This is a genomic window from Devosia sp. Root436 (genome assembly GCF_001426345.1).
Classification (GTDB): Bacteria; Pseudomonadota; Alphaproteobacteria; order Rhizobiales; family Devosiaceae; genus Devosia.
In genome coordinates this window covers 389,505-399,642 of the sequence record NZ_LMEM01000011.1, presented here as the reverse complement: position 1 = coordinate 399,642, position 10,138 = coordinate 389,505, and the positions used below count along the sequence as shown (strand labels likewise).

Sequence of the window (10,138 nt, the reverse complement as noted above, 5' to 3'; positions counted from 1 at the left end):
AATCGATCCGACACCGCAGCCGCGATCTGGGTCGCCATCCAGATCGCGGCATCCAAAAGGATGGCACGAGCTAACCACAAAGCGCTAATACAAGGGCTACTGGAACACCGCATTCAAAGTAGCCCTCATGGTGAGGTGCGAGCTCTTTGCGAGCCTCGAACCACGAGGGCGTGGCACAGCCCTCACCACCGCCACAGCAGTCCCGCCGCATCCTCGCTGTTCATATGCAGCGTCACTTCCACGTCATTGCCCTCCACATGCACGCCGTCGGTATATTGCCGCTGCCGCAGCGTCACCACCTCCTGGTCGGGGTTGGCGCCCAGATAGACATAGTCGAAGCAGTCCAGCGTTTCCGCGCTGCGGTTCGCCTCGATCGCCGCCTTGAGTTCCCACAGCATCCGACCGCCGATCACGCTGCCGTCGCTGCGCCGCGTGGCCCGCACGCTCGGCACCCAGTCCTTGCCGCTCTCGCAGATATAGCGGTCGTCCTTGAACACGCCCTCGTCGGTAAAGGCGATATCGGTATCGGCATCCCAGGCATTGCCGATTTCGAACGTAGCGCCGGTATCGGTTACCTCGAGATAGATATCGGTCCAGGCGCAGGTGTGGTCCTGGTTGATGTAGCACCATTGCGCGCTCGATCGCATGAGCTGGGCCATATCCGTCATCGACACCAGCTTGCCGGCCTTGTGCCGGTCGATGATGGCCTGCGTATCGGCGTCGAAAGCCAGGGCCGCCGGCCCCGTCATCAGCAGGATCGCCATGGCGGCAAGCATCGTCTTCATATCTCGTCCCTCCCGGTCTCCGCAGACCTCCTGACCATAGCATTCCGTCAAAGCGGGGAAAGCGCGAACACCAAGGGTTGACATAGCCGAGCAATGTAACAATAAAAGTTACATGAAACGCTCCAGCCGCCTCTCCCTTGCCCTCCACGCCCTCGTCCACTTGCACAAGCAGCCCGGCGAGGCCATCACCTCATCGACGCTCGCCCAGTGTCTGATGACCAACCCGGTCGTCGTCCGCCGCGTTCTCGGCACCCTGCGCGAGGCCGGCATCGTCGCCGCCAGCAAGGGCCACGATGGCGGCTGGCGCCTGTTGCGGCCCGCCGGCGAAATCAGCCTGCGCCAGGTCTATGCCGCCATGGGGGAGAGCCTGCTCATCCGCACCGAAAGCGATCCCGGCGATATCGCCTGCGGCATCGTGCGCACGGTCAACGCTGTGATGGGCGATTTCATCGCCGATGCCGAAGCCCTGCTCGCGGCACGCCTCGAGCGCGTCTCGCTCGACGATATCGCGCGCGAAGCCACGCCCAATCCTCTTCATCCAAACCACCACGGAGCCCATTCCCATGGATGACGTCATCATCATCGGCGGCAGCTTTGCCGGCCTGGCCGGCGCGCTGCAGCTCGGCCGCGCCCGCCGCAAGGTCACGGTCCTCGATACCGGCCTGCCGCGCAACCGCTTCGCCGGCCATTCCCATGGCCTGCTCGGCCACGATCACAAGCCGCCGCTCGAAATCCTCGCCGAGGCCCGCCGCCAGCTTGCGCGCTACCCTACCGTCCGCCTGCTCAATACCCGCGCCGATGCCATCAGCGGCAGCCTCGACGATTTCTCCGTCCTCACCGACGATGGCGAAAGCCTCAGGGCGCGCCGCCTGCTGCTCAGCTATGGCGTCGCCGACCAGATGCCATCGATACCCGGCTTTGCCGAATGCTGGGGCCAGTCCATCGTGCCCTGCCCCTATTGCGACGGTTTCGAAGTGGCCGGCCGCCATTGGGGCTTGGTCTGGTCGGGCCCGCAATCGGCCCATGCCGTGTCCCTGTTCCACGACTGGACCGATCACCTGACGCTTTTCGCCGATGGCCACGACATCTCGCCCGAGACCCGCGCCGACCTCGCCCGCCGCAACGTGGCGGTCATCGACGGCCGGATCAGCGAAATCGCCCATGCCGATGGCAGGCTGTCCACCATCAACCTCGACACCGGAGCAAAGGTGCAGGTCGACGTGCTCTTCGCCCATCCGCGCAACCAGCCCTCCGCCAGCCTGCATGAGGCGCTCGGCCTTGAAACCGTCGATACCCCCGTCGGCATCGCCCTCAAGGTCGATGACCGCCGCGAAACCACCATGCCCGGCATCTACGCTGCCGGCGACCTCGCCAACCCCATGGCCTCCGTCACCCTCGCCAGCTCCCACGGCGCCATGGCCGGCATCTTCGCGCAGCAGTCGATGCTGGTTTAGGCGCAACGCGCCCCGCTTTGGGGCCACAGGCTGCCCAGTCGATACCCCCCTTGTGGGGGCGTGTTCACCTTGAACTCATGAGCATTGTTTTACGCGATGTCATCCCGGCGAAGGCCGGATCCATCCTGAGGTCTTCCCGCGTTCACCGCAGGCCCAGTCATCTCAGGATGGATTCCGGCCTTCGCCGGAATGACACCGTGATTGAAGCCAGGCGCCAATTGTAACCTCCCCACAAGGGGAGGAAAAACCCCTTTCCCACACCACACTCTTGCCATTACCTTAGAACCGTTCTAATTATTCTTTAGAACCATTCCAAAGTGGGCCAGCCCATGTTTTCCCTCCTGCCCGACGCCCGCCGCAGCTTCGCTTCGCTCTCCGAGCGCGAAATTCTCTCCCTGGCCGTGGCGGCCGAGGAGGAGGATGGCCGCATCTATTCCGAATTCGCCACCCGCCTCGCCGAGACCTATCCCGGTTCCGCCACCCTGTTCGAAGCCATGGCCGCCGAGGAGGATGAACATCGCCGCCGCCTGCTCGATCTCTATGTGGAGCGCTTCGGCAAGCGCCTCGTCCCTATCCGCCGCGAGCATGTAAGGGGCTTCGTGCCGCGCAAGCCGCTCTGGCTGATGAAGACGCTGACGCTGGAGGCTGTGCGCCAGCAGGTCTGGGAAATGGAGGAGGGCGCTTATCGCTTCTACATGGAGGCCGCCAAGCAGGCCACCGATGCCGGCATCCGCAAGCTGCTCGGCGATCTCGCCGCCCAGGAGCGCAAGCATGCCGACGCCGCCGACCGGATCGACGCCGCAGTGCTCGGCGCCGAGGGCCGCGACAGCGAATCCACCGAGTCCCACCGCCAGTTCGTGCTGACCTATGTGCAGCCGGGCCTCGCCGGCCTCATGGATGGCTCGGTCTCCACCCTTGCCCCGGTCTTCGCCGCCGCCTTTGCCACCGGCGATACTCACCAGACTTTCCTCGTCGGCCTGGCCGCCGCCATCGGCGCCGGCATTTCCATGGGCTTCACCGAAGCCGCCTCCGACGACGGCAAGCTCACCGGCCGCGGCTCACCCATCAAGCGGGGCCTGGCCGCCGGCGTCATGACCGCCATTGGCGGGCTCGGCCATGCGCTGCCCTACCTCATCCACGATTTCACAATGGCCACCACGGTCGCCGTCATCGTGGTTCTCGTCGAACTCTGGGCCATCGCCTTCATCCAGAACCGCTACATGCAGACCCCGTTCTGGCGCGCGGTCCTGCAGGTGGTGCTCGGCGGCTCGCTGGTCTTTGCCGCCGGCATCCTGATCGGCAACGCCTGAGGATCTAGGCCAGTGCAGGCGTGGCCTGCAGCACGCGCAGCCGCAATATGGTGCGGGTCACGAACATCGCGCTGGAAAATGCCGAGATGGCACCCATGGCGATGAGGAACGCCGCGCTGCTGGCCATGGCCGGCGCGGTAATGGCGGTGACGGCGCCGGCATAGCGCGTGAAGAAGATGGCAAGGATCACCAGGAGCGGCGTCCATTCGCCGGCCAGCTGGATTTGCCCATTGCCAAGCGGGGTCGCCGGATTGCGGCGCTCCAGCACCAGCCCGGCGGCGACGCCGCCCAGCGTTCCGAAAGCAAGACCGGCGAGGGTGGCGCTCGAAAGACCCGAGCCGAGGATGTGGTAGGCGGCGAGCGCCACCAGCACCAGCGGCAGAAACAGCAGCTTGCCCAGCCCCACGATGCGCGGCCTGGTGCTGATCAGCCCCCGCCAGATCAGCAGCAGCAGGATGGCCCAGACCCAGATGGGTGTGTGGATGATGATCTGGGTGATGGTCGTCGTGATGGCAGTCATGCTAGCGCTCCTTTGCTGTGGCCGCCTGGTGTGGCGGACTTGTCGGCGGCCCCTGTGGCGCTATGCTTGCCGCTCGGCAAATGGCAATGCGCAGAAGGAAAGCTGGCTACGTGAACGGATCGCTCCTGCATTCTGCGCTTCGTGAAATGCAGGCCAGCCTGACCTCGCCGCGCGTGCTGATCCGCATGGCCGGCGCCAGCCTGGTGCTGGCCATATCCGGACCCTTCGATACGCTCAGCCAGTTCGACCTGCCGGGACGTCTGCTCTACTGGCTGGTCATCGTGGTGCTCAGCTATGTGAGCAGCCATGCCGTGGCCCGCCTGACGCTGGACCGGCTGGCCCATCGCTTGCGGCGCCCGCCGCAGCGCATCGCGGTGGCGGCTTTGGCCGGCAGCATTCCGGCCTGGATCGTCGTCTACGGCGTCACCGTGATTGCCTCCCCCGGAGCGCAGGTGCCGCCGTTGCGGCTCTGGTTCTATTGCCTCGTCGTGTCCGCCGTTGTCGTCACCATGATGGTGGCGCTGGCGCCATCCGTGCCGCCGGTCACAACCCTGCCGCCGGCGCCCGAGCCACCCCCGATCCTGGCGCGGCTGCCCCATCCGCAGCGCGGCAGGCTGCTGCATCTGTCGGTCTCCGATCATTATGTCGACGTGGTCACCGACAAGGGCCGCGCCTTGGTGCTGATGCGCCTCTCCGACGCAATCCGCGAAACCGGCTCCGTGGCGGGCCTGCAGGTGCATCGCTCCCACTGGGTTGCGCTCGACGCGGTGCGCCGCACCCTGCGCCAGGCGGGCAAACCCGCGCTGGAACTGGAAAACGGCACCATCGTCCCGATCAGCCGCAGCTATCTCGATGCCGCCAAATCCGCCGGGCTGCTGGTCTAGGGCGTTTCCGGTTCGGAAAATGCAACAAGCATGGTCTAGCCCCGCGCCGCCAGCCGGTTGTCCACGATCACCCCGACGCTTTCGCATTCCCGCGCGATCTCGGCCACGAAATCGGCCAGCATGTCGCGCTCCAGCGCCGCCGTCGAACGCACCACCATGGCCGTGTCGCGATGCAGCGGCTCGAAATCCACGGGCGCGATTTCCACCAGCCGCCCGGCCTTGACGTCGTCGGCCACCGCCGAATTGACGAAAAAGCCCAGCCCCTGGCCCTTGATCGCCAGCCGCCGCGCCGGTCCGGTCGGCAGTTCCACGCTGGTCTTGGCCAGCCGCACCAGGGCCGCCGCCGTCTCCGGCTCGGCCTGCCACCAGCGCAGCGAGATCACCCGCGGCACCAGCGCCAGTACCTCCTCGATGCTGGGCCGGCTCGACAATTGCGCCGCGATTTCCGGCGCCACCACCAGCGGCACCCGCTCGCGCATGATCACCAGCGGGACTAGGTCCACCACCAGCGGATCGATATTGGGCCAGCAGAGAATACCCATCTCCACATCCCGCTCATGCAGCATGGCGGCGATCTGCGCCTGCCGCCCCTCGCTCACCACCACATCGACGCCGGGATATTTCTCCTGGAACCGCAACAGCGGCTCGGTGATCAGCGGCGACACCAGGCTCCTGAGCGAAGCTATGGCAATCCGCCCGCGCTCCACCCGCCGCAAGGCCTCGCGCCCCTCCTGCGCCGTGCCGATGATGCGCCGCGCAAACGGCAGGAAGGTCATGCCCTGGTCGGTCAGCGTCACCGTCCGCCCGCGCTGAAACAGCGTGACCCCCAACAGGTTCTCCAGCGCCCTGATTCGCATCGAGGCCGTCGCCTGGGTAATGTTGAGATAAGCCGCCGCCCGCGTAAAACTCTGCTCCCGCACGATGCGGTCAAACGTACGAAGCTGGTCGAGATCCATCGGTTTGGCTTATGACGCTGGAGAATTCATGGGAGAATACAAGCCTAGCATCGACAATTGCGATGGGGAAGGGTCGGGCGCGATGGTGTCCCACAACGATGTCATTCCGGCGAAGGCCGGAATCCATCCTGCGAGGCCACGTGTATAACGTATTGCGTTATGTAACGCCTGGCGTTACAGTGCCGGTTGATGATCCGCAGCTTCGCCAGCACCGAAACGGAACTGATCTGGTCGGGCCGGCGCAGCCGCAAGCTGCCACCCGATATCCAGTCTGTCGCCCTGCGCAAGCTGCGTTTGCTCAATCAGGCGCAGGTGTTGCAGGACTTGCGCGTGCCACCCGGCAATCGCCTCGAAGCCCTCAAGGGCAGTCGTGCCGGCCAGCATAGCATCCGGATCAACGACCAGTGGCGTATCTGCTTCATCTGGCAGCAAGGAGGACCAAGCAATGTCGAAATCGTTGACTACCATGTCTGACCTGCTGCCCAATCCGCATCCGGGCGAAATTCTGCTCGAGGAATTTCTCTTGCCCATGGCCCTGAGCCAGAATGCGCTGGCTCGTGCTGTGCATGTACCGCCTCGCCGCATCAACGAGATCGTCCTCGGCAAGCGTGCCGTCACCGCCGATACCGACCTGCGTCTGGCGCGCTACTTCGGCATGTCGGAAGGCTTCTTCCTTGGCCTCCAGGCCGACTATGACCTGATGCAGCGGCGACGCGAACTCGGCGACGACCTCACAGCCATTGAGCCGCGAGCCGCCTAGCAACCTCGGGGCAAAGAGCCTAGCCCGCTCTGTTCCGCGCCCGCGACGCCTCGGCCAGCGCCCGCTTGGCCGCCTTGCGCTCGGCCGCCACGCTCTTCGCGGCATCGCCCAGATGCGCCACGCCATGTCGCTTGCCCAGCTCCATCTGCTTCTGCCGCTCGGCCGCCGCCGCATGCTTGTCCGCTTCGCCGGCACAATGGGGGCAGCTCACACCCTCGACATAGTCGGCATGCGCCCGGTCCGCCGCCACCAGCGGCTGCCGGCAGGCCCGGCACAAGGTCGCCTCGCCCTCGACCAGCCCATGCCCCACCGAAACGCGCTCGTCGAACACGAAGCACTCCCCGGCGAAACGGCTTTCGCTCTCCGGCACCACTTCGAGATATTTGAGGATTCCGCCCTTGAGGTGGAACACTTCCTCGAACCCCTGGCTCAGCAGATAACTCGACGCCTTCTCGCAGCGGATGCCCCCGGTGCAAAACATCGCCACCTTCTTGTCCCTGGCCGGATCGAGATGGGTGGCCACATAATCCTTGAATTCGGTGAAGCTCCTGGTCGCCGGGTCCAGCGCCCGCTGGAATGTTCCCAGCCCCACCTCATAGTCGTTGCGCGTATCGACCAGCACCACGTCGTTGCGCGCGATCAGCCCGTTCCAGTCCTGCGGCTCGACATAGGTGCCCACCGCCATGGCCGGATTGGCCTCGGGCGCCCGCAAGGTGACGATTTCCGGCTTGAGCCGCACTTTCATGCGCAGGAACGGCATGGCGCCGGCCCGCGAATATTTGACCTCCGCCCCGGCGAGCCGCCCGGCGAAAACGTCGCCCGCAAACAGCCAACCGGCCAGCGCATCGATATCCGCCTCCGTCCCCGCCACCGTGCCATTGATCCCCTCGGGCGCCAGGATCAGCGTGCCCTTGATGCCGCGCCCGCCGCAGAATGCCGCCAGCTCTGGCTGGATGGCTTCGGCGTCGGGCAGGTCGGCAAATTTATAGATAGCCATCACCTTGTATGGTTGCTGGCCTTGGGGCAGATTAGCGTTCATATCGGATTCACGCGGGCTCATCGGCCCGCTCATACCATTCGCCGCGCCCAGCGTCACGCGCGGCCAAATCGCAAATTTTCGGGAGACTGACCATGACCTATCGGGCCGATACGGCACGCTATGACACGATGCAATACCGCCGCTCGGGCCGCTCCGGCCTCAAGCTGCCGGTCATCAGCCTCGGCCTCTGGCAGAATTTCGGCGGCACGCGCGACTATCCCTCGGCCATGGAAATCCTCGGCCACGCCTTCGATAGCGGCATCACCCATTTCGATCTCGCCAACAATTACGGCCCCCCGGCCGGCTCTTCCGAAGAGCTGTTCGGCCAGGTCATGGCCCGCGATTTCCGCCCCTATCGTGATGAGCTGATCGTCTCGACCAAGGCCGGCTACAATATGTGGCCCGGCCCCTATGGCGAATTCGGCTCCCGCAAATATGTGCTGGCCAGCCTCGATCAGTCGCTCAAGCGCATGGGGCTCGATTATGTCGATATCTTCTATTCCCATCGCTTCGACCCCGAGACCCCGCTCGAGGAAACCATGGGCGCCCTGGCCCATGCCGTGCGGTCAGGCAAGGCGCTCTATGTCGGCATTTCCTCCTATCCGGAAAAGGAAACGCGCGAGGCTTATGCCATCCTCAAGGACATGGGCGTCGCCACCACCATCCACCAGCCCAGCTATTCCATGATCAACCGCTGGATCGAGAACGACCACACCATCGACGCCTGTGGCGAACTGGGCATCGGCATCATCGCCTTCTCCCCGCTGGCCCAGGGCGTGCTGTCGGGCAAATACAATTCCGGCGACAAGTCCGGCACCCGCGGCGAAAATCCCAATGGCTCGCTCCGCGCCAGCCATATCGAACCCCGCGTCCTCGCTGCCGTCGACAAGCTCGGTGACATCGCCCGCAGCCGCGGCCAGTCCATGGTGCAGCTGGCCCTCTCCTGGGTCTTGCGCCGCCCGGAAATGACCTCGGCCCTGATCGGCGTGCGCAATCTCGATCAGCTCAAGGACAATCTGGGCGTGCTGAACAATCTCAGCCTGTCGCCCGAGGAAATCGCCGCCATCGACGCCGCCACCAAGGATGGCCAGATGGAACTCCACCCCCGCCCCAGCGGCTGGCTGCGGTAATCGCTGCACGCCTCGTGCCGCGTTTCCAGTAGCCCTCATGGTGAGGTGCGAGCTCTTGCGAGCCTCGACCCACGAGGGCGTGGCACTCAACCCGCCGCCAGCTTCTCCACCAGCCGGTCGATGGTCATCGCCATGCCCGGTTCGATCCCCTTGTCCAGCCAGGCCTCGACTTCGGCCTGGCTCAACTGGTCCGGCAGGTGCAGCGCCACGTCCATCCGCGTGCGCTCGCCCACCGGCGTCAGTTCCACTGTCACCTGCGGTCCGTTGCCGTCATCGGTGTCCGGCCAGCCGCCACTGGCGCCCCACGAAAACACCAGCCGGCGATTGGGCACGATTTCCCGGTAGATGCCGCCGGTCATGTAGTGCCGCTCGGCGGTCTCCACCATATGCTGCCGCCAGGTGCCGCCGACGCGCAGGTCGACCGTCGTGGCATGGTCCGGCCGCGTGCCGGGGTTGAAGAACCAGTCGAGATATCGAGGCTCGGTCCAGGCCCGCCACACCACTTCGGGCGGCGCATCCAGCATGCGCGTCAGTCGAAAGCCGCGCTCCTGTCGATAGGTCGGTGCCATCACCGGTCTCCCTGCTTGTCGTCGTCGGCCCGCGCTGCCATCATCGTCTTGAGCTGGGCTTCCAGCCGGTCGAAGCGTTCGCTGAAGAACCCCCGATATTCCGCCAGCCAGCTATCCGCCGCCTCCAGTGGCAGCGTTTCCAGCCGGCACGAGCGGAACTGTGCCTCCCGCGCCTTGCTGACCAGCCCCGCCTCTTCGAGCACCTTCACATGCCGCGATACCGACGGCAGGGTCATGGCGAACGGTTCGGCCAGTTCATTGATCGTCGCCGGCCCATGCACCAGCCGCGCCAGGATCGCCCGTCGCGTCGGATCGGCCAGGGCGGCGAAAGTGGTACTGAGGTGATCGGCCATATTTGCGTACTTCGCTAATTACGTAATATGCTAAATACGCCGCAATATCGAACCTGTCAATCGCCCGACGAGGAGTGGAGCGCACCCTCCCCTTGTGGGGCTTCGAGCCGTCCCGCATGGCAAATCGCTCCGGTGGAGCGATTTGAGGTGAGAAGTCCGTGAAGGCTACGCCCGAATGGCTGGAAGCGAGATAGGAGTTAGCTTCAGCTAACTCCGTGATCGAGCAGGGTGGGGGTATCTCTCCGCGAGTCCGGTGCGTGTGGCCACCCCACCCTCGATCCGTCCCCCTTTGCGGGGAGTGTTCACCTTGAACTCGTGAGCATTGTCTTGCGCGATGTCATCCCGGCGAAGGCCGGGATCCATCCTGAGGTCTATCCG

At 65.0% G+C, this 10,138-nt stretch carries 13 protein-coding genes; 7 read left to right on the top strand and 6 right to left on the bottom strand.

Going from position 1 to position 10,138, the window contains the following annotated elements; translation table 11 throughout:
- Positions 1 to 182: 182 nt before the first annotated feature.
- The gene (locus ASD04_RS13030) at positions 183 to 785 is read right to left on the bottom strand and encodes a hypothetical protein (RefSeq protein ID WP_056257561.1); all 603 of its coding nucleotides are present in this window, start codon (positions 783 to 785) and stop codon (positions 183 to 185) included.
- A 112-nt stretch (positions 786 to 897) separates the two neighbouring features.
- Between ASD04_RS13030 and ASD04_RS13025 the strand changes: the two genes are divergently transcribed.
- The 3 genes from ASD04_RS13025 (at position 898) to mbfA (ending at position 3,549) form a co-directional block, all read left to right on the top strand.
- Complete coding sequence (locus ASD04_RS13025) at positions 898 to 1,356, top strand: Rrf2 family transcriptional regulator (RefSeq protein ID WP_056257557.1); 459 nt, start codon at positions 898 to 900, stop codon at positions 1,354 to 1,356.
- Positions 1,349 to 2,239 (top strand): NAD(P)/FAD-dependent oxidoreductase, encoded by an 891-nt coding sequence (locus ASD04_RS13020; RefSeq protein WP_056257554.1) that lies wholly within the window; start codon positions 1,349 to 1,351, stop codon positions 2,237 to 2,239. The genes ASD04_RS13025 and ASD04_RS13020 overlap by 8 nt, the downstream gene beginning before the upstream one ends.
- A gap of 329 nt (positions 2,240 to 2,568) precedes the next feature.
- Positions 2,569 to 3,549, top strand: coding sequence for an iron exporter MbfA (gene mbfA, locus ASD04_RS13015; RefSeq protein ID WP_056257551.1), 981 nt, complete (start codon positions 2,569 to 2,571; stop codon positions 3,547 to 3,549).
- Between the two features lie 4 nt (positions 3,550 to 3,553).
- Here mbfA and ASD04_RS13010 read toward each other — a convergent pair whose 3' ends face one another.
- On the bottom strand, positions 3,554 to 4,069 hold the full coding sequence (locus ASD04_RS13010) for a DUF6622 family protein (protein WP_056257546.1): 516 nt from the start codon (positions 4,067 to 4,069) through the stop codon (positions 3,554 to 3,556).
- 110 nt (positions 4,070 to 4,179) lie between these two features.
- Between ASD04_RS13010 and ASD04_RS13005 the strand changes: the two genes are divergently transcribed.
- Positions 4,180 to 4,953 carry a LytTR family DNA-binding domain-containing protein gene (locus tag ASD04_RS13005; RefSeq protein WP_244488312.1) on the top strand — a complete coding sequence of 258 codons (774 nt, stop codon included), beginning with the start codon at positions 4,180 to 4,182 and terminating at the stop codon, positions 4,951 to 4,953.
- 35 nt (positions 4,954 to 4,988) lie between these two features.
- Here the strand turns inward: ASD04_RS13005 and ASD04_RS13000 are convergent, their stop codons facing one another.
- On the bottom strand, positions 4,989 to 5,909 hold the full coding sequence (locus ASD04_RS13000) for a LysR family transcriptional regulator (RefSeq protein WP_056257542.1): 921 nt from the start codon (positions 5,907 to 5,909) through the stop codon (positions 4,989 to 4,991).
- Between the two features lie 189 nt (positions 5,910 to 6,098).
- Between ASD04_RS13000 and ASD04_RS12995 the strand changes: the two genes are divergently transcribed.
- Together ASD04_RS12995 and ASD04_RS12990 are read left to right on the top strand one after the other, a co-directional pair.
- Positions 6,099 to 6,383, top strand: a complete 285-nt coding sequence (locus ASD04_RS12995; protein ID WP_056257539.1) for a type II toxin-antitoxin system RelE/ParE family toxin — start codon at positions 6,099 to 6,101, stop codon at positions 6,381 to 6,383.
- Positions 6,355 to 6,669 (top strand): HigA family addiction module antitoxin, encoded by a 315-nt coding sequence (locus ASD04_RS12990; RefSeq protein ID WP_056257534.1) that lies wholly within the window; start codon positions 6,355 to 6,357, stop codon positions 6,667 to 6,669. Before ASD04_RS12995 ends, ASD04_RS12990 begins: the two co-directional genes overlap by 29 nt.
- Positions 6,670 to 6,688: 19 nt before the next feature.
- Here ASD04_RS12990 and ASD04_RS12985 read toward each other — a convergent pair whose 3' ends face one another.
- Positions 6,689 to 7,708 carry a rhodanese-related sulfurtransferase gene (locus ASD04_RS12985; protein WP_082531205.1) on the bottom strand — a complete coding sequence of 340 codons (1,020 nt, stop codon included), beginning with the start codon at positions 7,706 to 7,708 and terminating at the stop codon, positions 6,689 to 6,691.
- Between the two features lie 92 nt (positions 7,709 to 7,800).
- Here ASD04_RS12985 and ASD04_RS12980 point away from each other — a divergent pair, with 92 nt between their 5' ends.
- Positions 7,801 to 8,838 (top strand): aldo/keto reductase, encoded by a 1,038-nt coding sequence (locus ASD04_RS12980; protein ID WP_056257530.1) that lies wholly within the window; start codon positions 7,801 to 7,803, stop codon positions 8,836 to 8,838.
- Between the two features lie 86 nt (positions 8,839 to 8,924).
- Here ASD04_RS12980 and ASD04_RS12975 read toward each other — a convergent pair whose 3' ends face one another.
- Together ASD04_RS12975 and ASD04_RS12970 are read right to left on the bottom strand one after the other, a co-directional pair.
- Entirely contained in the window at positions 8,925 to 9,407 is a 483-nt protein-coding gene (locus tag ASD04_RS12975; RefSeq protein ID WP_056257527.1) for an SRPBCC domain-containing protein, read from the bottom strand.
- Positions 9,407 to 9,760: a metalloregulator ArsR/SmtB family transcription factor gene (locus ASD04_RS12970; protein ID WP_056257525.1), complete on the bottom strand. Its 354-nt coding sequence runs from the start codon at positions 9,758 to 9,760 to the stop codon at positions 9,407 to 9,409. Before ASD04_RS12970 ends, ASD04_RS12975 begins: the two co-directional genes overlap by 1 nt.
- Between the last annotated feature and the right edge of the window lie 378 nt (positions 9,761 to 10,138).

Bases quoted from the DNA above. Each gene is read 5' to 3' on its own strand.
- ASD04_RS13030 (WP_056257561.1), bottom strand. From the start codon at position 785: ATGAAGACGATGCTTGCCGCCATGGCGATCCTGCTGATGACGGGGCCG.
- ASD04_RS13025 (WP_056257557.1), top strand. From the start codon at position 898: ATGAAACGCTCCAGCCGCCTCTCCCTTGCCCTCCACGCCCTCGTCCAC.
- ASD04_RS13020 (WP_056257554.1), top strand. From the start codon at position 1,349: ATGGATGACGTCATCATCATCGGCGGCAGCTTTGCCGGCCTGGCCGGC.
- mbfA (WP_056257551.1), top strand. From the start codon at position 2,569: ATGTTTTCCCTCCTGCCCGACGCCCGCCGCAGCTTCGCTTCGCTCTCC.
- ASD04_RS13010 (WP_056257546.1), bottom strand. From the start codon at position 4,069: ATGACTGCCATCACGACGACCATCACCCAGATCATCATCCACACACCC.
- ASD04_RS13000 (WP_056257542.1), bottom strand. From the start codon at position 5,909: ATGGATCTCGACCAGCTTCGTACGTTTGACCGCATCGTGCGGGAGCAG.
- ASD04_RS12995 (WP_056257539.1), top strand. From the start codon at position 6,099: ATGATCCGCAGCTTCGCCAGCACCGAAACGGAACTGATCTGGTCGGGC.
- ASD04_RS12990 (WP_056257534.1), top strand. From the start codon at position 6,355: ATGTCGAAATCGTTGACTACCATGTCTGACCTGCTGCCCAATCCGCAT.
- ASD04_RS12985 (WP_082531205.1), bottom strand. From the start codon at position 7,708: ATGAACGCTAATCTGCCCCAAGGCCAGCAACCATACAAGGTGATGGCT.
- ASD04_RS12980 (WP_056257530.1), top strand. From the start codon at position 7,801: ATGACCTATCGGGCCGATACGGCACGCTATGACACGATGCAATACCGC.
- ASD04_RS12975 (WP_056257527.1), bottom strand. From the start codon at position 9,407: ATGGCACCGACCTATCGACAGGAGCGCGGCTTTCGACTGACGCGCATG.
- ASD04_RS12970 (WP_056257525.1), bottom strand. From the start codon at position 9,760: ATGGCCGATCACCTCAGTACCACTTTCGCCGCCCTGGCCGATCCGACG.